Here is a 21,973-nt window from a genome sequence, read left to right on the forward strand (position 1 = left end):
GTGAAAAAACCGTTCGAAACCACACAAGTAAAATCTACGCAAAACTTGAACTGCAAAACAGGCAGCATGCAATTCGCACGTATGGGCATCTGTTCTGATTAGAGCATGAAACTGCAAACCTATTAATCTGATCTAACGTGGCAATGGTAGCTTTGTCCGCAGAGCAATCGTTCACGCCGAGCGCCGCGAAGGTTCGATTGCCGCTCGCCGCTATTCACTTCAACGACTGTTCGCAGACCAAATTGGGCATTCTTCCAGCGGCAAAAAATATGTTTCCACATGTTGCATGCTTGCTATGACTTGCCGCTGGTCTACAACTGGTGTCGTCAATCAGGAATGCCTGCGGCTGCCAGCATTTTATAGTAGGCGTCATAGATTTCTGGTTTTGCGACAGAGATACGAGCGCGCATATGCCGGAACATTGAAACGCTAAAATCGGGTTCCCGCGACATGTGAATACGTGCGAGTTCTCTAGCTCGGCTCTCATTGCCGAGAGCCATTTCCGCCACAAGTTCGTTCAGGCGAAAGACGGTCACAGTGTTATGAAATGCACGCATTTTTTGGGCGGTTTCTCTTAGATCGCGCCAGTTCCCTTCCGCGATTTGCGACAGGCTGATACCCATGTGGACACGGTAGTTTAGTGGGTCATTCGGGTTAAGTCGGAGCGCCTCCCTGGCATGTGCCTGTGCCGTTTGTGCTTGGCCCATCAGGCCATGCAGTACGCAACTTGATCCCCAGGCTGAAACGCAATTTGGGCTTCTCTCGACGACTTGATCCACAAGTGACAAACCGTACTCTGTATCCTCCGACAGAAACGCGAGTACGTAACCGGCATATGCTTGCGCCTCTAGGTCAAGATGTGATGCCGCCAGAGCCTCATGTGCCAGCTGAATTGCGTAATCAAATCGGGCCTCGTTTGGACGCGTATCCGGGTTCCATAGCAAAGTGCGGATCCAGCCTCGAAGAGCGCTTGCCAATGGGTACTCACTTGAGAGTGAAAGAGCTTTTGACAAATGGTCGTCTGCTTCAGTGAAATTGAACCTGTAGATCAAGGACTGCGCACGTAGGAAGTGATCATAGGCTCCAAGGGTGTCAGGGCGCTTGTGAGCAGCACGGTCTATTTCAGCTTGTCTGATACCTGGCGCAATCGAAGCAACGACAGCCTCGGTAATCTGGTCCTGAAGCTCGAAAACATCATCGAGCTTGCCATCGTATCGATCCGCCCAAACATGAGACCCGGTTTCCGCATCAATCAGCTGACCCGTGACACGCAACCGGTCACCAGCGCCGCGAACGGACCCTTCCAATATATAGCGGACACCAAGCTCTCGGCCGATACGACGCACATCAACCGAAAGCCCTTTGTAAGAAAAAGAAGAGTTTCGGGCGACCACGAATATCCAGGGCACTCTGGATAAGCTGGTGATGATGTCTTCGGTAATACCTTCCGCAAAGTAATCCTGTTCAGCGTCAGGCGACAGATTGTCAAAAGCCAACACCGCCACTGAAGGCCTGTCAGGACGGGATTGAGTTAACGGGGATTCAGTAGCAAATGCTGTTTGTACCAAGTAAGCAGTTACAGGGCGTGTGATATTCTTCAGATATTGCGGCCCCAATTCGGTGAACGATACATCCACCTTACCCACAAGATCTTCGTAAACCCGACCTGAAACGATGATCCCTCCGGGAGGAGCAAGACTTTCCAGCCGGGCCGCGATGTTGACGCCGTCACCAAGAACATCACCGTCGTCATCAAAAACATCGCCCGCATGAATTCCCATACGGAATTGCATTTCCGGACTTTGCCCGCGCGCCCCGTTCCGCTCAGCCATCTGACGTTGCATCGTTTCCGCACATGCCAGCGCATCTACAACCGAGGAAAACTCTGCAAGAAAACCGTCACCAGTTCTTTTGAATAGGCGTCCGCCATTCAGGCCGACATGCGGCTCCAGCGCCCTAAAGTGGCCCCTATATGTGTGCAATGCGGCTTCCTCGTTAGCACTAACAAGCGCGCTATAGCCAACAACATCAGCCACGAGTATGGCAGCCAAGTACCGCTCCAAACAAAATCCTCCCGCGTATCCATTGTGAAGGAGTGTCAAAGGGATATTAGGGGTTTCGCGCATAAATCGCGATCATTATTCAATGAACATCAGTGACCGAATAACGACACGCAAGCTTTTTGCTTTTGGGTAAATTAGGCAGAAGCGGACCTCGAAAACCGAACTTTGTAATTTCGACTTTGCACCGCAGCACAGACACTGGAGCAAGGTGCCGCGTATGACTGCCTTGAGGGCAAAACGAGCTTCTAGCCGCGAATGCAAGGTTTTGGCTTGGCACTTTGAAAAGCCTTCATACTCGGGTGCCATCAAAATTCTAGGTTCGGTGCCGTATGCTTGCTATCGTTTCAGTAAGGGTCCATTGGCGGAAATCAGAATGACAATACGGGCGTCTTCAAGAAAGGCATTCGAGTACAGAACACGTCTCACCGACAATCGGATTTGGGACATGTTCGCGCTGCGCCAAGGAGATGTGATTGTTGCAACACCGCCTAAGTGCGGAACAACATGGACACAGGCCCTTGTGCTGCCGCTCTTGTTTGAAAAGCCTGGTATGGACAAGGTCATGGATGATCTGTCGGTTTGGCTCGACCCTGCGTTTCGAGATCAACTCCCTTTAGTTCGAATGTTCGAAGCTCAAAACCACAGAAGATGCATCAAGACCCATACGCCTTTTGACGGCATTCCTTTCGATCCAGATTGCACCTACATCGCGGTGTACAGAACCCCAATCGACGCACATTTTTCGATGCGCCGACATGTGGCAAACCTGAAGGAAGACCTGATCCAAGACAGGTTCCCGGATGAGCCGACAGCTTCATTCGCACTTTTTGTTGGTGAGACCGTTCGAGAGGAGATGGCCGATGGGATCACCCTTGAGGCCATCGTTCATCACTTCAAGTCCTTCAAGTCAAACATCCAACATCCCAACATACACATTTTCCACTACGCCGATATGCGGCGCGATTTACTCTCTCATACCAGAAAGCTAGCTTCCGTACTCGGCCTCAAAATTGACGATGAAATGTTGGCCGCAATTGCGGAAAGTATGCAATTCGAGAACATGCAAGCTAATGCGCGCGCGAGTGCCAAAGAAAAAACACAACGGTCCACAACCTTCAAAGACCCGTCAGCCTTCTTCGATAGCGCAAGCAGTCGCAAGTGGGAGGGCAAGCTTTCAGACGAAGACCTTCGCGCCTTTCACAAACGTCTTGCAGAGTTGCTTCCGGAAGACGATGCGCGATGGCTTCAGTCTGGCGGAGAGCTTACTGCTTAGGACGTTGCTCGCTGAATAAATTAAGATAGCCGCTCTGGGGTCGTCTCGGCCATCTGGGATTTTTTCCGGATGACCCGTAACCTCGATGAGCGGTCATTCATGGCCAGCGACCGCGGCCAGGGTTTGCGCTTACCAACAACGGCCGTTCGCCGCGGTTTCGTCCGATGTCTCAGATGCGGACAAAGCGGACTTTGCAAAGTTTGGTGGTCGAGGCCAGCTTTGGGCATGGTTTATGGTAAGATCCATGCAAGTCCTGCGAGGGAGAGTACCATGATCGACGCTGAACAGCGATTGGTAGACCACAACATCATTTTACCTGCGCCGCTAAAATTGCCTGTTGGTATGGTGTTGCCATTTCCGTGGATTAACGTTCGGGGCGACCGGGCGTTCGTATCTGGTCATGGACCACAAGAAACAGACGGCACTCCAGCCGGGCCATTTGGAGCAGTCGGAGAAAATGTGTCTGTGGAAGAGGGCTACGCCTCAGCACGCAAAGTCGGGCTTTCTATTCTCGGCAGTCTAAAGCGCGAACTTGGCAGTCTAAACCGAATAACGGGGTGGTGCCGAGTTCATGGGATGATCAATTGCAAATCTGGCTTCAGCGATACGCCTGCGGTTCTCAACGGTTTCACGGATTTGATCATTGACGTCTTTGGAGAAGAGATTGGCCGCCATTCACGTACGGCGGTCGGAGTGGCAGGTCTACCAATCAACTTCCCAATTGAAATCGAAGCAGAGGTTATTGTCTCAACGGTCTAGAATACACGTGAATCCGGAACGACGTACTGGTCAAAGAGGAGTAGGAATGTCGCTGCGCCGGGCAGAAGTACTGTATGAAAGAAGGCATTCGGGTGAGCCAGATCCGCCTCAGCAGGACTCAGCCCAACAGACGACCAAGAAAGAGGAACCGGCAACTACAAAGTTACAGAAGAGATGTGGAATTCGGTGATCTATATTGGACCAGGCTGTTCACTGGTGAGAGACCGTTAGTTTGAGCAATTTCGATGTCCGCTTTGGGCTGCGAGCGGTCAATCATGCTCATCGCAGAAAATGGCAGCGCTGAGCCGAAAGCCGAAAGATTCCTACTTTTGTCGAGCTAGTACCTCGGCGGCCCGACGAACTGCGAGTACCGCTGTGGCGTAATCTCCCAAAGAAATCCCTCTGAAAGCGAATGCAGCCGGTTTCTCGCTAAAAGTGGTATCGACTGCTCCCGAGACAATTTCCGTCAAATCTCCAGTTACTTGATGATATGGCAGCATTGGTTTGTCGCTATCAGATTCCTGTTTTCGGTCGTCAACAATAACAGTTTTGAAGGCGGTCATACCCTCTGGAAGCCACGGAATACAGGCATCTGTAATGGCGGCGAAGGCAGTCGGCTTTAGCCATCGGGCATCCAGAAAAGGTTCGGTGGAATAGTCCAAAGTTATTGATGTCACTACCAGATCGGCATCACGCAAGGCGTCCTTGGCATTGGCGGCTGTTTGGGCCTCGAGACCCATGTCCCGAGCCCGGCGACAAAGCTTGTCGACATTCGCTTTGCCACGTCCGAACACACGAATGCTTTTCAAGGGGAAAACCTCGGAAAACGCAACCAAATGGGAGTGAGCTTGCACGCCGGCCCCAACAAAAGCCATTGTCTCAGCAGTAGGATCAGCAAGTCGACGCGCGGCAACGACTGACAGCGCCGCTGTTCTAACAGCCGTTACCCAATTTGCCCCTAAGACTGCTCGGAGAACCCCGGTTTGCCCGTCCATAACCATGATAGCGCCGTTAATCGCAGGGAGCCCCTTTGCCGGATTGTTCGGACACACCGTTACCTGTTTGGTCACGATGAACCCATCATCTCCCACTGCCAAGGTCGACATTGCGTACCGTCCATCCCCGGGCAAAATGGCTGTCTTAGGGGACGTATGAAGCTGCTCACTTGCCCTGGCTATCAGCGCAGATTCAATCGCGTCGGCAACTTCCGAAGGTTGGATCCCTAAACCTTCCAAGTCTTCGTCAGAAAGATAAGTTATTTTGCTTTCAGAAGTCATGTTGGCGCCGCTCCGCTTTACAACCCGGCTTCCCGATTAGGCTATCAAATTGCGTGTTAACATAAGCTTTGGGTGTCTAGATTGGGACTTCACTCGAGTACATTATTCGTTGCACTGGGATTTCTGTTTTCATGCTTACGGTCTCAAGTTGTCTCAAGCCAGTTGAGTTTGAAAATTGTATGCTCTCCTTCGAGACCTTTAAGCGGAACAGTTATTTGCTCGGCAAACTGAAACTCCTGTGATCCGCCCACCATGATCCGTGTGGCATCCGAGACGCGGATGTCACTTGGTGCTGCCAGGGCGGCTATACGTGCTGCTTTGTTGACAACAGTCCCGAAGTGATCAGCATCAGAAGTTATCACTTCGCCGGTATGCAAGCCGATGCGAACCCGCAACTTTGGCTCGTTTGTTTCCGCCGCGTTCGCCTGTTGAATATTTTGAGCTGCCAGCAATGCTGCCCTTGCGGAAGCAAAAGACGACATCACCCCGTCTCCCAGTGATTTCACCGTACGTCCACCACTCCCGACGATCTGCGTTTCGACAAGTCGCAGATGTCTTCCGAGGGCGTCGCTCCAAAGCGTATCGCCTATAGCCTCAGCGATTTTTGTGCTGTCCGCGATATCGGTGAACATGATGGTCGCTATACCACTTTGGCCGAGTTCGTGGGGTGTAGAGAGGGCGGCATCAAGCAGTTCCTCAAAGCCTCTGGCCTCATACCCAAATCCCTCTACGTTGTTGACCGGTAGGGAATTGTGAACGTGCACAATCTTCCAGGATCCTTTGTCGAGTTTCAGAATGACCGTAGAACGTAGGTGCGCGATCTGCCCTGTTTCAATACCCTCAATGCTTGCTTCCCATTCGACCCAACCGAGTGATCCGCATTCAAATCCTCTCAGTTCCTCTACGTGCCACTTGAACCGTGGAACCTCCCCGATGTATTGCTCCATACCGCGACGCAGCGCATCGCCTTTCCAAGCCTCGCCCTGTGCTGAGCCAAAGTATGACAGGGCAGTGTCATCAGAAAAAAGATGTGCCACCGTCTCACCATCGCCCCGACCGTAGGCGTTGATCCATCGTGCCACTATAGCGGCCAGTTCTGGTGAGGGGCTTATAGTATCTCTCATGTCAGAACGTCGCGTCGACGGCCAGAAAACTGCTTCGAAAAATATGACCTTCGCACGTCCCGTTCCTTTTGAAGCGTGTCATGGCATAACCTTTCCCGAGATCTCCATTTCTGAGGTCCTGTCAGTGTAGGCCAAGCCGGAGCGGCCATAAAGACATAGTCAGCTTTGTCCGCAAAGCGGACATGCATCGCGAATTTGCGAACGTCTGCCTCGAGCCCTAAGCAGACATCACACTTTGTGATGGTTTACGATCATAGACATCGCCTGAATGCTATAGATTTGGTGCCAATCAGTGCGGCATGCTAGCATTCACAAGAGATCTAGGTTTGAGGTGAGCCAGACACGGGGGGCACCATGTCAAAGACGCTATATGAACGTCTGGGAGGAACGGATGGTATTCGGCGAATAGTCAACACGCTGGTGGACAATCACTCCAAAAACCCAGTTGTCTCTGCTCGATTTGCGGGAACTGATATGGAGCACCTCAAGCAAATGGCAGCAGACTTCTTCGTAACTGGTTCTGGCGGGCCTGAGATCTATACGGGCAAGGATATGGTTGCTGCGCATCGGCACATGAACATCAGCGGAGATGAGTTTGTCGCAGTTCTGGACGACGCCATGAACGCCCTAAAGGCCAACGACGTCGACCAAAGGGAGCAAGAAGAGGTTTTGTACATTCTATATAGCCTCAAGGACCAAGTTGTAGGTATCTGAATTTCGCCACAACCGGGTAGAGTCGGCAATATTCAAATCTTTAAATCAAAGCTTGCTTGTCCGACTTGCAGACTCTTGAAGTCAAATGGCTTACTATGGGTCAATCGTGCATTTGGGCTTAAAATTTATGCGCAAAAGGAACCTCCAATATGAATAGGAGATTGTCTACGATCTTGGCCGCTGATGTTGTCGGTTATTCCACTCGGATGCGTGAAGATGAAATCGACACGATAAATCGTGTTAGTCTGTTAAGCGAGTTAATCGGAACTGTTGCGTCCACGCACAATGGGCGGGTCTTTAACCGCGCGGGCGATGGTTTTCTTTTGGAGTTTTCTAGCCCGGTGGCGGCAGTTCGCTGTGCTTATAACTTACAACTTCAACTCGCTGCTCCAGTAACCAAGCGAGAGATAGGACTAGAAATCAGGATTGGGGTCCATCTTGCCGATGTCATAGTAGATGGCGACGATTTGCTTGGCGATGGGGTGAATGTAGCAAGTCGTATTGAGTCTGAAGCTGAGCCGGGTATGGTCCTCGTAAGTAATGCTGTGTTTGATCACGCCAAGCGGTCGGCCCAGCTCAAGTTTGAGAACAAGGGCACCCGAAAGCTCAAGAACATTTCCGAACCAGTTACGGTCTACGCTGTTGCAGGCGAGCTTGGCACGCACAGCTGCGGAACTGCGCTTATCGAGGACAGTAGCCTTCCCTACGTGGCGGAACTGCAAAAGTCCACCAACTCAATTGTTGTGCTTCCCTTCAAGAACATGAGCAATGATCCCGAGCAGGAGTATTTTTCCGATGGCCTGACGGAAGACATCATCACAGAACTGTCCCGGTTCCCTGACATTCTCACGATCTCCAGGAATACTAGTTTTGGGTTAAAAGGGGTTGCGGCGGACGCTCGTGAACTTGGACAAAAACTCGGCGTGCGTTTCTGTCTTGAAGGCGGGGTTCGCAAGCTGGGAAATCGCATTCGGATCAACGCGTATCTGACGGATGCAGTGTCAGGCGAACAGCTTTGGACCGAGCGGGCGGATTGCAATCTAGAGGATCTTTTCGATTTTCAGGATGACCTTGTTGCCAAAATCGTCGCGAGTGTGGCTGGCCAGATCGAACGGCAATTGGAAGCCACGGCACAGCGAAAACGTCCGGGTGACCTGGAAGCCTATGAATGTTTAATCCGCGGTTTGTATTATCACCGGATTGGTGGAGTCACAAAGGAGAATGCAGAGGAAGCGGTTCATTGGTTTGACGAAGCGCTGAAACGAGATCCAGGATATGGTCGAGTTCATGCGTGGAGGGCGTGCGCTGTCGCTACAGTAGCAGAATGGACCGGTGAAGATGTATGGGATGAGTTGGTCGAAGCAGGGAACCTAGCTGTCGAGCTGGATGAAACGGACGCTGAAAGCCATCGAATTGCCGGTTCTTTGGCGCTCTATGTTCGTGACTTTGAACGGGCTAAGTTCCACTTCAATCGCGCTCTGGAGTTAAACCCAAATCACGCGTTCATTGTTGGACGAACCGGTGAACTCCATAACTTTCTCGGAGATGGAAAGGCTGCTCTTGAGTATCAAAAGCGTGCAAAGATGCTTGATCCCTTTTTGCCCGAATATTGCCGCGAACTAGAGGCAATTGCCTACTACGTCATGCATGATTTTGAGGCCTGTTTTAACACCGTGGATGAATTTGCGAGGCTCACCCGGCGGGCGGCAGCTTATCGGACTGCGGCCGCAACTCACCTGAATAATGACCATAAGCTTGAACGAGCAGTTCGCGATTTGTTGCTTCACGATCCGAACTTTAGACCTTCTACATTTATTCAAACTGAATACTTCAAAGATCGCGAGATATCTAAGAGATTGAAAGCCGAATTGAGGAGCGCTATGGCGACAACCTCACTTCGCCTCGCTGGTTGAGCACACAATTTGCTAACGTAAAAATTGAGGATTGATGCGATTTCTCTTTGCAAGAAAAGGCCATGGATCGCCGGAGTCTAACGACCACTTTGCCCGCAACTAAGTCGTCGCCCCGATTATGTCGAACATCCGCTGATAGTAGAAACTGTCTTTGCCCCCTAAAATTGGGCCACTACTTTGGCCGAGAAGGGGGAACAAGGGATGGCTCGGAAGCGATACTCAGACGAAGACATTCTGAAGCTGCTGCGTGAGATTAAACTTAAGCTGGCAGATGGCGACGATGTTCGAACAGCCTGTCGTGGTGTCGGTGTCAGCGATGCGACTTACTACAATTGGCGGCGTCGGTTCGGTGGCATGGGCAAGTCGCAACTGTCGGATTTGCGCAGCCTGGAGAAAGAAAATGCCCGGCTGAAGAAGATCGTGGCCGAACTGGAACTGGACAAGCTGATCCTCAAAGAAAGTCTGAACTACCTAAAACCGAGGGCTTATCTGCAATTCGCAAATGCAACTTATTCCCAATCGCCAGCAGACGAGCGCCACGTCTTAGCGTCCGCATCCCAAACACTGGCGGTGACGCAAGGCGTTGGGTTTGTTCCGTCGCAATTGGATCCATGAATATCCGCAACAACAACGCGTTGACGCCCAAAATCAACAACCGTCCAGCCCTGGTTGAGCAAGGATTGAACCTCCTCTTCAATCAAGAAGTGTGACATGCATCCGCCAGTTCCGCAGTAAAGAGATGCGGCGCTCGAACACGCAAAACCAGACTCATTCAAAACCCAGTCGCGTTGTAGATCTCCGTCGAGATCGATCCTTTCAACCGCGCCCCAATCTAAGTCAAACTGACCGTTGTTGAACTCCGCGCATGCCTGCGCCGCCAGATCAACCTTTGCTCGTAAACCGGTTGGAAGTTGCGAAACGTCAGCCGCGACAACTGGTGAGGTCCAAACCAGGCCCGAACCAAGCAGGATCGCAGATACCAAACGTTTCAAGTAGCTTGCCAATTGGGAAGCCGGTTGGAAGGCGGTATCAATTGCACTGATCATACCTGTAGTCCCCGTATTCCAGCCAGTTTGCCGAGCCTTCGTTAAAAATCAGAAACTCGGACCTGTCTTCCCCAAGTAGGGCTACGACAAATCCGGTCGGCGGCTCAGAATTTCCGAAGTAACTGTAGGCAGTCATGGCTCTGATCGACTCGCCGTTGACCGTTACTCGCGCGTCCCACTCCCCCTCTGGATTGTCCAAAATTACGGGTTCGATCACGCGCTCTATCGCCCCGCCACCACAATAGACAATGCCTTCGGGCGCTTCGTAGGAGGCCCCCTGGTTAATATCTGACTCGCAGGCGGAACGAAGGGACTGGATTGCCGAGCTGGAACCCTTCAAGTCAAAGATTCCGTAACTGACATCTTGATCAATCATCGACAAATTAACCGATGCATTGGCCGCAAGCTGGTCCAGCACAAAACCATAATCCTGCTGACTATTGAAACTGACCTCGACAGGATAATTGTCGACGATCTGCACGTCAGCGTTCTCTGCGCCAACCTGAAATGCGCCAACTTCGGTGGTGCCGTTCTTCAAGAAACGAATGGAAAGCCCCTGCTTGTCCGCAATGTCCTGGCTGTCCTCGTATCCAGCCGGAGCAAAGCGGATACGGTTACACTGAAGTTCCAGCGTCATGTTTCCGGTCTGAATAAATGCATTGGGATTAGGCCCGGAGTTAAACGACCACTCCGCTGATGCTGTGGTCGCCATTGCCATCATCAGTGTTCCAATGGAAATCGTTTGGAAACTCATTTTCTCTCTCCATGGTGTTGTGGTTCGTACTGTCGTTCAGCAGAGATTCCGGCCCGTTACCTGGGCAACCAGGTCAGGAAACAGGTGCGCCGTATTCGTTTGTGCCTTCTTCCGAAGGGCGCGTCAGCCACCAGATCATCAGGATGGACAGAACCAATTGAAGAATTGAGACAACAACAATACCGGTTACGCCCAGGACGGCCGCGGGTCCTCGCAATGCATCGGGGTTATCCGTCCCTTGCTCCAATACCGAAAAGAACGCCACCCCACCCAGCATAACAAAAAGCGTTGTAATGCTGAGCGCCATCGGCAGCAGCAAATACCAGCCAGGTCGTCCTGTATCATGCAGCCTCCGCCAACCGGCGGCCAGCATAGGTATGAGAACGGCCAGTTGGAAAACAGAGGACAGAACCCGAGATCCTTGCCCTGTTTCGGGGTTGGTCCCGAATATGATCGAATCCAACACAGCTAAAAAGGCACTCACGAGAACCACAAACAAGAAGAACCACCAGTATTCTGACCGTATAGCCCGCCCGGAGAACTGGAAGTATTTCGAGAAACACGTTTTAACGGCTTCACCAAATCCCATTTTTCAATCCTTTCTTGACTTTCTGTGCGCCGAAAAACGCTTCGCCGCTCAGAAGAATTCACGCGCCCTTAATCATGCGCCCACTAACCTTTTTTGTTTGAGGGCAGACGCCTATCGTACGAGAGCGTAAAGAAGTTTATGCGCGGAAAAAATGTTGATTTATTAAAAATTAGATTCAAACATGTGAATTTGACACAACTTTCATTTTACCTCCGTTGTTGTCGTTGTTGCCCGATGTCTCGGGCCCTTCCGACTGCTAGAGTGAGTGCTGGCGGTCGGAAGGCACTTTACAATGATTGAGTGCTGGGAGGACGCGATGCTCAGACTAAACGTACTCGCCCTATTTCCAGAATTCGCTCGAGCTTTTGCCAGTGTCGTCATTCAGCTTTCACACGTCGTCGGCGGTCTCGGTAGTCAAAGTAAAATCGCTCTGCCCGCCAAGCCCCCCGCGACAAGTTGTTGGAAAGGGAAATCACAGGGTCGAAGTATGTTCCATAGCCCGCTCTGACGCGAGAACTTCAAACAAGCCCATCCAATTTCACTAATTTCAAGGGAACCAGAGGGAGAAGAAAATGTCTAACAAGATGGTGATGATTGCAGGCACGACATGTTTCGCACTGCTTGCGGCCTGCGACGATACGAGTACATCAAGCGCGTCCGCCGAACTCACGCCGGCTCAGCAAGCGTGTTTGCGAGATGTAGCCAGCACAACGAACAATTCACAAGTCGTGGTGCTCTCATCCGCGTTTAGCGAGGCGGGAACACAGGTCACAGTCGGCGTTGGCGAGGATCGCGCTCCTTGGAACTGCATTGCTTACAGTGATGGCACGACAGCTGGTATCGAGTTCCTGGGTGACGAAGGCGCATTGTGACCTGTCTGCTGCGTAGCTGAAAACGGCTGCGCAGCGCTGGCTTGATCTGCTGAGGCTCGACTTGGTTTGTAGAACCACCATCATCGTATTCGCGGTCATGTACCTGTTGGCGTTGGTTGCATTCTTGACGGGCACATTTGGCTGGTTGGGACAGGAACGAGACCCTTTGTCCGGAGTGTTCCTGCTGCCGTTGGGACTACCTTGGATACTTGTGGCGGACTTATTTTCGGAGTCCGCCAAGCCGTGGTTCGCGGCGATTGCTCCGGCGCTCAACCTGTTAGCGCTGGTTTTGATTTGCAGATGGGCACGCAGATTGCGCCAGTAGTGGTGGCTGAACTCTTTCTCACCAAAAGGGAGGAAAACATGGGAAAAGTAATCTTGGGAATTGTGATCGGGCTCGTCCTCGGCGTGGTTGGGGCGATGACCTTGGGTGGCGGGGCCGCGGTGGGTGTCGGCGTTGCGACAGGCTTGTCCGCCGGTGTCTGCACCACATTGAAAGGAGCACAAGCTGAGAACCTTATCACCGCCGAGCAAGCGGATCAGATCCTCAACCGCGTAAATTCCGAAATGGCGTCACTGCAAGGAATTGAAACGACGGACGAGATCGTCGGCAGCGCGCAGGCATGCGATGAATTTCTGTCAAAGTTACGAGACGCGAAGTGAGGTTCCGCTTTGTACGGAACAAAACTCTAAGGATCAGCCAGCAAGGGACCATCTGATGAAATTCCCTGTACTCAAATTCCTCGCACCGATGTTCGCAATCGCAGGCACGGCTTCTTTTGCAATGTCTGAAGCAGACGACGCGTGTATCGATCATTTGCGACAGGTTGGTGGACCAGACGGTCAATCCGGAACGATTGAAAGCTCAGAATTCTCAGAGGCGGGCACGCTCGTCATGCTACGAGACGCAGGCGGAACACTTTGGCGCTGCATCGCGTACAAGGATGGTAGCATTGGAGAGATGTCGGTTGTCGAAGCGATGGATGATGGCGGTGGAGCCATGGCAGGCGCCGCCGGGTCTACTGGTAGCCAACGTGTCAAATTCGATGCTGGTTCCACCGGCGCCGAACTCGTTGGTGAACTCGCGCCCGGAGCGTCACAGCAATATGTTCTTGGTGCGAAAAACGAACAGTTTCTTTACGTCCGCGTTGCTCCGCGAAATGGCTCCTTAGACTACGTTATTCGTAACCCCGATGGTTCTGAACTGTTGGGATTAATGTCGGCGGACAAGGAGTATCGAGGGCAGCTTTGGCAATCTGGTGATCATGTTGTGGAGGTTATCAATCGCAGCAACTCTTCCGTCGGCTACAACGTAATTTTCGGAATTGAATAGGTGATCGACCAGAAGCCCTTGAACACGTTCCCAAAACAGCCAGGAAAAACACATGAGAACCAATGTCCTAATGGTGATCGGCGCGGTATGTATTTCTGCACTTGCAGCATGCGAAGAGAGTGGCGGATCGGTGGATGCAAGTGCACCAACTGTGGGCAGCTCTAGCGATCTTTCGCCATTTGAAGGGGCAAGAGCGGGCCAAGCTGAAATGGGCATCCAAAGTCTCGGATTTGAACTCATCCGAAGCGAAGGGCTGACCTCGTACTGGTTTAACAAGGATACAGGTGCATGTGCTCAGATCACGACGTCTGAGGGAAGGTACTCAGATGTAGCTATGCTGCCATCAGGTGACTGCTGACAAATTTCCATCAATCCCAAATCCAAGAGAAGGAGCCCAAACTTGCAATTCGACCTGGCACACGCGGCGGTCATCGTTGTCGCCTTAATCATCACTAACCTGGCATTGAAATCGGCTGGCGTGATCAACGAAGAAAACAAGCACCAATGGAACTGGAAAGTTGTTCTAGCCTACTTCGTAGTCGTCGTTATCATCAATCTCGTGTGGCCCATCTAAAGTTTCACAGCGGAAAGCTATTTGCCCACTTGATATGGTTGTCATGAACTAGCCTTTCCGAGAGACTATCAGGTCGCAAGAGTTTGAGCATTAAAGGTTCAAGAATAGAAAGGATTTGGCATGCGGTTTTTGGCGTCCCTCATATTCATTGGTGTTCTCGCAACCGCTGCGAATTCTGACGTGACCAGTCGAAATGGCGGTCCAAGCAACAGTCAAATGCTTTCAAAGGGTGGTGACGGAGGCATTGATGGTGTCGCTTTCTTTCGCCCAGTCTTAAGCGGAGTGTTGTATCGATCCGGTTTCAAGGGCGGCGACAAGGATCGAACTGGCCTAAGTGAAGGTCAACGCGAAACTCTGTGCGGCGAAGGGTTTTCAACCGGGTTTTATGCCGACTTCGGCAAAAACACTGAATACGGTCGCACCAGCTGCGGAAACGGATCCTTTGACTATCAGAGCGCCAGATCCTCTCGACCCGATGCTGTCATGGCGTCCATACACGAGGTGATTAAAAACCCTGGAAAGGGCCCTGTTCTGGTGCACTGCATGTGGGGCGTTCATTCCTCAGGTGCATTGTCGGCGATGGCGCTCGTTCAGTTTTGCGGTTGGACAGAAGAAAGGGCCAAGGAATATTGGAATGATGCCCGAAACGGAGCCCCTTGTTCAGGCGGGTGCGACCAGTGGATTGACTCAAAATTTTCCAACTTCAGTGTCGACCCAAAATTGAAGATCTCCAACGAGCAACAGGCAGCGATTTGCCCCAAATGATATTGGGAGGACTATCAAAATGAAGTTCAATCTTCTGGGGTCATTTGCTTTAATTGCACCCACTGTCTTGTGGGCGAACGACGATGTTCTCGGTGAAGCCACGACATTTGATAGTCCCAACGGCGTTACTGAACGCTGTATTCGGATCGAAAAAGTTCCAACGGGCGAGTATAAGAAAAGCGATCTTGAGGAAGAAACGGCCTATTGCGAGATTGATTTCTATGCCTCCGAAATTGCTATTTGCCCAAAAACCTGGAGCACCAGCCCAGGAATGGCAGTCTACGATATTTCGGAAGGACCTTACGTGGGGAACCGTTCTGAATTCGAGAGAAACGCTTGCAAAGAGGGGAAGGCGGCAAAAGATCTGGCTAAGGACAGGGTGGCTAAATTCAAGTCCACCATGAACCAAAAAGGCACCAGTGGAACCTTTTCCACGTCTTCACTGCTTTACTATCATTTCTCCAGATATTTCGACGCGACTGTAAAAGTTCCAGTCGCCGTTTGGCGTAGCATGGACGCCCAGGCGCATTTTTCCGAGGTCGCCGAGCCTGGCCTTGCGATTTCTGGTGGCTCTCATGGCGGGCGCATGAACCACGTAGGCTGGCGGGTCTTCGCAGCTGCGGATGCTGACCCGAACTCATACCAACCGACCGATGATCTATTCACCGCAGATCGAACGCAAATATACGGTGTACTGCTTGATAGCCCTGGGCATCGATACGGCTCGGAAATCAACGGCACCCGTAAATCTGGTTGGGGAAAAGGTCAGAACCGCGATTTTCAGGAAACTCCTGCTTTCTTGGCTTTGCGTTCTTCAAAACCCTTGCCAGAGGCCATTGTAGAGGGCGTCGGAGAAGGTCGAAGAGACCGGATGATCAACAAGGATCTCGGTCCCGATGTCAGTGACCAACAGATGGCATTTTGGATGCAAGAACTTACCGAGATTGTACTCCTCGATTTCATCTTTAGCCAGCAGGACCGCGTAGGAAACATAGACTTCACACCCTATTGGTATTGGGTCGAAGACGGAAAGCTGAAGCATAAGAAAGCCAAGCACCATGAGCCAAACGATGGAGACGTTCCCGCCGACGCGTTATTGATCCGTCGCAGCAATCTAAACGACAACGATGCTGGCGGGCGTGTCGAGTATGCCAACTTCGCGAAATCCACTCAAATGCTGGAGAAAATGCGGCACTTCTCTCCAAGCGTGTATCGGCGCTTGGTCGCTTTGAATAGTGATCTTCAATCTCAAGGTCCCGTCTACGGCTGGCTATCGCAAAGCCTTGGGTTGTCAGATAGGCAGATTGCACAAGTTGTAAAAAACACCGAGCTGGCAACGTCCATTCTCCAGGACAATTGTTCTAATGGTGATTTGATGTTCGACTTGGATCCTGTCGCATTCTTTTTGAGAAACAACACCGAGGTAGAGACAGTGGATTGTAATGACCCGTAGGCTTTCTACGCTTTTCGCGGCGTTCATTTGGACCACTCTGATCGCCTGCAAAGCGGCGGCATTGGATGTTATCGTCATATCGGATCTGAACGGCAGCTATGGTTCGGTGAAATACGATGCCCGCGTCGACAAGGCGATTAAGCGGATAGTCGAGATTGATCCCGATTTGGTGATTTCGACGGGCGATATGGTCGCGGGACAGCGCATTCCCAACTTGTCCGACAAACAGGTGAGGGAGATGTGGAAGGCGTTTCACGAGGCCGTATCAGATCCTTTAGAGGCTGCCGGCATTCCATTTGCGGTCACGCCAGGAAACCATGATGCCTCTGCTTACCGTGGGTTCGAGCGCGAAAGAAAAATATACGCAGAGGAATGGGCTCCGAGAAAACCAGACGTTGATTTCCTAGTTTCAGATGACTACCCGTTCTTCTACGCGTTTGAGATGCAGGGCATTGTGTTTGCGTCTCTGGATGCAACGACCCTGGGTCCGCTATCCGGTGACCAGCAGGACCGGCTACAGGAACTGGGTGCAGACGGGGACCCGATTGTCACTTTCAGTCACCTCCCACTTTGGCCCTTCGCGATCCAGCGCGAGCGCGAAATCATCGGTGATCCGACACTTGAAAAAATCTATTTGGAAAGCGGTGTCGTTCTGCATCTGTCAGGCCACCATCATGCCTTCTATCCCGGTTGGAAAGACGGTGTAGCTTACGTCTCCCAAGCTTGTTTGGGCGGTGGTCCGCGGCGGCTTATTGGCGATAGCGCCAGATCACCTCACAGCTTCACTCATGTTACGTTCCAGCCGAACGGAGAGTTTGGGATAGCAGTATATCGAGGACCCGATTTCGAAAGGTCGGTAAACTTTAAGTCGCTTCCGAAAGAGATCAGATCCCCGAACGCGGTGTTGAAACGTTTGGACCTTGTTAAATGACTAAAGGTTGAGTTTCAGTTCGACTTTTTCTGGGACCAGATCGTTTACCATCTCTTCGATCCGGGCTTCTGAAAGCCCTCCCGAGGTGATGAAAAGCAATGAGACGCGAGACTTTCCGGGGACGTGGTGTTTTCTGACCAGCTTCCAGCCAGCGTCTGCGGCCATAGCTTCAATAGCGCCGCTGACGTTCAATGAGTGTTCTTCGTCTGAAGCTTTGAGCGAAATTTCTACACCCTTGTTTCGTCCACCGAGCCAAATGAAACACCAACATACAACCGCCACCAGTGTGGCCATCAGCGGCAAGCCCAAACCGACCGCAAGACCAAGAACGGTCACGATTATCATTTCGACAGTGTCCACCGGATCATCGAGATTGGAGCGGAACCTGAGCAACGCGCCGATGCCAAAGATAACGAAACCGATCATTGAACCGTGCTGAACTACCAGAAAACCAACCGCCATACCGATAAGCGCATACAGGAAGAAAAGCCTTGGCATAACTATATCGCGGACGCTTCTACGGGCTTTACGTCTCACCGGATGATAGACGATCAAGCCAGCCAGAATGATCGTGACGATCACATCGAGCGTGAAGAAATACAGTTCCTGTTTGCCACGAAACTGCGTCCACCGGCGTTCGATAACGATTTCCGACCCCGAAGCCCCGGCCAGCATCGTCGCAGGATCGACTTGTGACACCGCAGCACCTGGCAACAGCAACATCAACAACACGGTCACAAATGTGAGGGTCGTATTCAACTTGTCTTCCTTCCTGCTCACGCCAAAGGCTTACGCTTAACCAAAGGCACATCATGCCCTATTCAATTCAATCGCAACAGGCGGGATCAGGTAAAGAGATTACAGTGCATTCTTCGGACATCGTATCCGGACTGTGATACGAACGCTGATACAGGGATGTGGTCCAAACGCGAGAGAATCCAATGACAGAACACAAGCTGCTTCGGTCGAAACTTGGGTTTTCACGGTGCTTCCCCAAGCTTGGAACACTAGCTTCTTATGCAAGCACGACTGTTGCATTTCTGGCATGGATCGAGCTCGCCCACGCCGAGAGTCCCGGTTTGACTCTCATCGACTCCTTCAAGGTGGCGGATAAATCGGAAGGCTTCTCGGAGCCTTCCGGATTGTCTCTGTCCAACGCGGAAGGCTTCTTATGGTCAGTAAGCGACGCTGAACCTAAACTGCACCTACTTGGAATCGACGGGGCATTAGGAAACTCATTCAAGCTGCCTTCATTGGCGGGATCAGATCTGGAGGGCGTCGCATCACGAAAAGATGGGTCTGTTTTAGTACTTCAGGAAACTGATCGATCAATTCTAGTCGTTCACCCGACTGACCCCATTCAACTAACTACAATCCCTCTCACATCTCTCAAAGGCTACTCGGACGCCGCTGAATTGCTCGTCGGTAACCCTTTGAACAAGGGACCTGAGGGCATCGCCGTCGACCCGGACACCGGGCGAGTATTCGTGGTTATCGAAGGGCAGCCGCGGCTGTTGTTAGTATTGTCATCAGAGCTAACTGAGATTGATGAAATCATCCCTTTGTATCGCGAATCTGGTTTTATGTCTGATCGCGTGAATGACGATGAACTGGATTTGAGCGGCTTAGCCTGGTCCCCGTCCTCACGTTCTCTTTGGATTTTGAGCGACAAAGGACGTCAAATCTTCATCTACAATCCAGAGTTCAAGTCCGTAAAGTCTATCAGTTTGACGTTCACAGATGATGGCAAACAAAAGGAAGTTAAACATCCCGAAGGAATCGCTCTCGATGAGACCAAAGGGCTTCTCTATATCCTGACAGACGATGCCAAGAAATCGCGGCTTTATGTTTTTAATATCCCCAAATTTTGATCGCTAGAGAATGAAGTTCACACCGCCACGATAGCTTCCGCAAGTTGTTGCAGCTAGCTTACCACTCCTCTTCGTTGGTCCGCCCTAATCAGAACCGAACGCTTAAGTTTGCACCGAGGCCATGTTCTTGGCCGTTGGAGCGAACTGAATAGCCATATCCTGCCGTTAGTCTGGCCAGATCAGAGATCTGATACCCTAGCCCCAGACCAAGAACGAAGCCGTTTGCTCCTCGGTTTTGACCGACTTGCGTGAACGTGCCAAATATCGGGCTTGTTACAGTGATTTCGTGCTCATTGTCCTTGTTGGCAAAGAAGTCATATTCATACCGGGCAAAGGCGATTGGGGTTAGCAAACCATTCTCTGTCAAGAAGTTTTGTTGATAGTCAACTCCAATGGAAGCGACCAAAGACTCTGCGTTCGCTTTTTCAATGGAATAGTTGAAATCGCCACCGCCGGTTTCTGTGCCTGAGCCTTGTCTGATGCGTCCGTAGTTCAATCCAAAAACCGTAGAAACCCTAGCACCGTTGTCCAGGCTAAACAGCTTCCGTGCCTGGATACCGGCGTGGATTCCCTCTTGGTCCAAATCTGACTTTGCTTCGCCGCCCGTAAAGCCATCAACAGAAGGGTTTCGCCGCTTGGCGTCGGTTTCACCGAACATGTAACCGATCAGCCCAGAGAACTCCCATGTTCCGGTTGTCGTACGCCCATAGACGCCCACGTGATAGCTGTCGGTCGAAAAGTCCTGATCGACTTGATCGTGCTCATCCATGGAGGATGTCCCGAAGCCTGCGTAAACGCCGACCACACCTCGATCCGTACTTGCGACGTCCGCTCCAACCAAAATGGTGCCCAGCGAATAGTCGAATGTCCCAAGGCCGTTACTTCCATCAACGTCCCCGCTCACATAGGATGTGTCGATCCACCAGCGCCGGTCAGAGCAGTCGATTGCGCCGCTCGGTCTCTGGGCCGAGTCGATGTCGCCAGATGCAACGGGTTGATCGTCATTGCTGAAGCCGACCGCTTGATACTTGCGGCAGTCAGCGTGGCTTAGCACGGTGTTGGTTATCAGGTCTAATTGCTCAAGCCCAACGGTCAGGTTCGAGGAATAGGGTTCGGCGTGCACACGGTTAAACCCAGCCAGGCCTGAATTGGTAAGCGTGTTTACGGCATTGCCCAAGGTTGAGCCATTGGTCAGATTGGTTCCAGGTGACATGTTTGTGGTGTTGGCCACCGCGCCAGCGAGATTGCTGGCATTTGGCGAATTGGTAACTGCTGGGTTCTGGGGTAAGCTTGTGACCGGTTGAGCGGTGAATGCGATATCAATCTGACCATCAGTGGTCGGCGTGTTGGCTATCGTCAGATTGGACAACGCTGGAAGGGATCCTCCTGCGACGAGCGTCGGTGAGTCTCCATCAAATCTTGAGGCTTGAAATACCGTGTAGTTGTTGCCGGCAGCGTAGTCCTGCGCTGTCAGACCGGGCCGAGCAGCTTCGACTTGTACAGTCGCGCGGTCAATTCCCGTCACCGGCCCGCTGGATGACACCAAGTCAGCTTTTTGCCCGGCCGTCGGATCGACTTCAGTCAAGAGCCTTGACCCAGTTTCAAAGGCAATGCCGCCGCTATTGTTGAGTGTACCAATTGAAAAGCCCGGCGAAAGCACCCCTCCGTTCTTAACTGTGAAGTTGAATGCGTTCACAGTACCCGTTCCGGCCAGCGTGCCAAAATTCTCAAAGTTTACGGTGTTCAAACTGCTTGCCGCATCAAGCCGAACGGTTGTACCGGCGGCTATCGCCATATCGCTGGTCGAAGAAATCGAACTATTCGTCAGCGTGAAATCAGAAGCCTCAGCAACTCGGGTCTGAATATTATATGCCCCAAAGACTACTTCGGTGGCTCCCATAACGGTCAGGTTGTCGTAGGTTAGCGGGCGGTCGGACTGGAAGTAAACTTCAGTGGGGTCGATATTCGCGCCGTTGAATGGCGCAAACGTCATGGATCGGCCGGAACCAATAGAAGTTCCGATGAGGTTCACTCGAAGCTTCCCGTTGATGTTTTTTGCCAAGGCTTCTCGCGAAACAAAGTCTCCGCTACCTGCGGCGACATCAACATTCAGAAGCGTCAAAACTGAAGCATTACTTGGAACAGTGTTTTGGCCGGGAACATACAACTCAATTTCACCTGAGGACGTGATTGAGGAGTTTCCAATTGTAAGCCCTGTAATGGGCCCGTTTGGGATCGGGAGACACGTGCGTTCGGTCGTTGAGATTGTTTGATTGACACGAGTGCTTTCAGATCCAGATGAATACTCTATCCGGGGAGAACCTAATTCTACGCAGGCTTGTGAGCTTTGAGCCGCGGCGCTGGCTGATAGTATCACATAAGTTGAGATCGCTGAGCTGAAGCCCACCAAAGTCTTGCGTCGTGCAACTCGACTTAGATTTATAGCGCTATAGTTTGACACCTGCCTTGCCCTCGATCTAAGCGAATAAGTCAAACCCACCTTAAAGCTTGTTTCCTCTTATGGAAATTTTTCTGAAGCAACTAAGCAATCCTATCAAACAGCAGATAGAGGCGCTGCCATTCTTCGCATTGACCTGTCAAAAGCTTGGGCCGGTGAAGAGTCTCAGAAAATTCGAAAGAGTCTGCTTCCTAAGGGCTAAAG

At 51.6% G+C, this 21,973-nt stretch carries 22 protein-coding genes; 15 read left to right on the forward strand and 7 right to left on the reverse strand.

Annotated elements, in window-relative coordinates; genetic code table 11:
• The coding region (locus tag GOX73_RS21110; RefSeq protein WP_171127170.1) for a LuxR C-terminal-related transcriptional regulator at window positions 1–98 on the forward strand (98 nt) is incomplete at its 5' end.
• A 228-nt stretch (window positions 99–326) separates the two neighbouring features.
• Here GOX73_RS21110 and GOX73_RS19890 read toward each other — a convergent pair.
• Window positions 327–2,051, reverse strand: coding sequence for an adenylate/guanylate cyclase domain-containing protein (locus GOX73_RS19890; RefSeq protein WP_171126712.1), 1,725 nt, complete (start codon window positions 2,049–2,051; stop codon window positions 327–329).
• A gap of 457 nt (window positions 2,052–2,508) precedes the next feature.
• Here GOX73_RS19890 and GOX73_RS19895 point away from each other — a divergent pair, with 457 nt between their 5' ends.
• Together GOX73_RS19895 and GOX73_RS19900 are read left to right on the forward strand one after the other, a co-directional pair.
• The gene (locus GOX73_RS19895) at window positions 2,509–3,336 is read left to right on the forward strand and encodes a sulfotransferase domain-containing protein (protein WP_171126711.1); all 828 of its coding nucleotides are present in this window, start codon (window positions 2,509–2,511) and stop codon (window positions 3,334–3,336) included.
• Window positions 3,337–3,606: 270 nt separating this feature from the next.
• On the forward strand, window positions 3,607–4,095 hold the full coding sequence (locus GOX73_RS19900) for a RidA family protein (RefSeq protein ID WP_170458402.1): 489 nt from the start codon (window positions 3,607–3,609) through the stop codon (window positions 4,093–4,095).
• Window positions 4,096–4,418: 323 nt separating this feature from the next.
• Here the strand turns inward: GOX73_RS19900 and GOX73_RS19905 are convergent, their stop codons facing one another.
• Complete coding sequence (locus GOX73_RS19905) at window positions 4,419–5,372, reverse strand: ornithine cyclodeaminase family protein (protein WP_171126710.1); 954 nt, start codon at window positions 5,370–5,372, stop codon at window positions 4,419–4,421.
• Window positions 5,373–5,515: 143 nt separating this feature from the next.
• Complete coding sequence (locus GOX73_RS19910) at window positions 5,516–6,454, reverse strand: nuclear transport factor 2 family protein (RefSeq protein WP_171126709.1); 939 nt, start codon at window positions 6,452–6,454, stop codon at window positions 5,516–5,518.
• A gap of 396 nt (window positions 6,455–6,850) precedes the next feature.
• On the opposite strand from GOX73_RS19910, the gene GOX73_RS19915 reads away from it, so the two are divergent.
• From GOX73_RS19915 to GOX73_RS19925, 3 genes are all read left to right on the forward strand, one after another.
• On the forward strand, window positions 6,851–7,210 hold the full coding sequence (locus GOX73_RS19915; RefSeq protein ID WP_171126708.1) for a group 1 truncated hemoglobin: 360 nt from the start codon (window positions 6,851–6,853) through the stop codon (window positions 7,208–7,210).
• Window positions 7,211–7,383: 173 nt separating this feature from the next.
• Window positions 7,384–9,123 (forward strand): adenylate/guanylate cyclase domain-containing protein, encoded by a 1,740-nt coding sequence (locus GOX73_RS19920; protein ID WP_171135078.1) that lies wholly within the window; start codon window positions 7,384–7,386, stop codon window positions 9,121–9,123.
• 201 nt (window positions 9,124–9,324) lie between these two features.
• Window positions 9,325–9,738, forward strand: a complete 414-nt coding sequence (locus tag GOX73_RS19925) for a transposase (protein ID WP_171126706.1) — start codon at window positions 9,325–9,327, stop codon at window positions 9,736–9,738.
• A gap of 414 nt (window positions 9,739–10,152) precedes the next feature.
• Here the strand turns inward: GOX73_RS19925 and GOX73_RS19930 are convergent, their stop codons facing one another.
• Both GOX73_RS19930 and GOX73_RS19935 read right to left on the reverse strand, forming a co-directional pair.
• On the reverse strand, window positions 10,153–10,923 hold the full coding sequence (locus GOX73_RS19930; protein WP_171126705.1) for a hypothetical protein: 771 nt from the start codon (window positions 10,921–10,923) through the stop codon (window positions 10,153–10,155).
• A 73-nt stretch (window positions 10,924–10,996) separates the two neighbouring features.
• Window positions 10,997–11,512, reverse strand: a complete 516-nt coding sequence (locus tag GOX73_RS19935) for a DUF805 domain-containing protein (protein WP_171126704.1) — start codon at window positions 11,510–11,512, stop codon at window positions 10,997–10,999.
• Between the two features lie 572 nt (window positions 11,513–12,084).
• Here GOX73_RS19935 and GOX73_RS19940 point away from each other — a divergent pair.
• The 8 genes from GOX73_RS19940 (at window position 12,085) to GOX73_RS19975 (ending at window position 17,440) form a co-directional block, all read left to right on the forward strand.
• Window positions 12,085–12,384 carry a hypothetical protein gene (locus GOX73_RS19940; protein WP_170418729.1) on the forward strand — a complete coding sequence of 100 codons (300 nt, stop codon included), beginning with the start codon at window positions 12,085–12,087 and terminating at the stop codon, window positions 12,382–12,384.
• Window positions 12,385–12,627: 243 nt separating this feature from the next.
• Window positions 12,628–13,047, forward strand: a complete 420-nt coding sequence (locus GOX73_RS19945) for a hypothetical protein (protein WP_170408625.1) — start codon at window positions 12,628–12,630, stop codon at window positions 13,045–13,047.
• A gap of 55 nt (window positions 13,048–13,102) precedes the next feature.
• Entirely contained in the window at window positions 13,103–13,717 is a 615-nt protein-coding gene (locus GOX73_RS19950) for a hypothetical protein (RefSeq protein ID WP_170624503.1), read from the forward strand.
• Window positions 13,718–13,769: 52 nt separating this feature from the next.
• The gene (locus GOX73_RS19955) at window positions 13,770–14,075 is read left to right on the forward strand and encodes a hypothetical protein (RefSeq protein ID WP_170418736.1); all 306 of its coding nucleotides are present in this window, start codon (window positions 13,770–13,772) and stop codon (window positions 14,073–14,075) included.
• A gap of 42 nt (window positions 14,076–14,117) precedes the next feature.
• Window positions 14,118–14,291, forward strand: coding sequence for a hypothetical protein (locus GOX73_RS19960; RefSeq protein WP_157054209.1), 174 nt, complete (start codon window positions 14,118–14,120; stop codon window positions 14,289–14,291).
• 120 nt (window positions 14,292–14,411) lie between these two features.
• Window positions 14,412–15,056, forward strand: coding sequence for a hypothetical protein (locus GOX73_RS19965; protein ID WP_170418739.1), 645 nt, complete (start codon window positions 14,412–14,414; stop codon window positions 15,054–15,056).
• A gap of 19 nt (window positions 15,057–15,075) precedes the next feature.
• Window positions 15,076–16,509, forward strand: coding sequence for a hypothetical protein (locus tag GOX73_RS19970; protein ID WP_171135079.1), 1,434 nt, complete (start codon window positions 15,076–15,078; stop codon window positions 16,507–16,509).
• The gene (locus tag GOX73_RS19975; RefSeq protein WP_170624505.1) at window positions 16,499–17,440 is read left to right on the forward strand and encodes a metallophosphoesterase; all 942 of its coding nucleotides are present in this window, start codon (window positions 16,499–16,501) and stop codon (window positions 17,438–17,440) included. The genes GOX73_RS19970 and GOX73_RS19975 overlap by 11 nt, the downstream gene beginning before the upstream one ends.
• Here GOX73_RS19975 and GOX73_RS19980 read toward each other — a convergent pair whose 3' ends face one another.
• On the reverse strand, window positions 17,441–18,199 hold the full coding sequence (locus GOX73_RS19980; RefSeq protein ID WP_117870884.1) for a hypothetical protein: 759 nt from the start codon (window positions 18,197–18,199) through the stop codon (window positions 17,441–17,443).
• A 182-nt stretch (window positions 18,200–18,381) separates the two neighbouring features.
• Between GOX73_RS19980 and GOX73_RS19985 the strand changes: the two genes are divergently transcribed.
• Entirely contained in the window at window positions 18,382–19,311 is a 930-nt protein-coding gene (locus GOX73_RS19985; protein ID WP_171126702.1) for an SdiA-regulated domain-containing protein, read from the forward strand.
• An 88-nt stretch (window positions 19,312–19,399) separates the two neighbouring features.
• Here the strand turns inward: GOX73_RS19985 and GOX73_RS19990 are convergent, their stop codons facing one another.
• Window positions 19,400–21,478, reverse strand: a complete 2,079-nt coding sequence (locus GOX73_RS19990; RefSeq protein ID WP_254429265.1) for an autotransporter outer membrane beta-barrel domain-containing protein — start codon at window positions 21,476–21,478, stop codon at window positions 19,400–19,402.
• Window positions 21,479–21,973: the final 495 nt, after the last annotated feature.

Source organism: Ruegeria sp. HKCCD7221 (assembly GCF_013031225.1).
GTDB lineage: Bacteria > Pseudomonadota > Alphaproteobacteria > Rhodobacterales > Rhodobacteraceae > Ruegeria.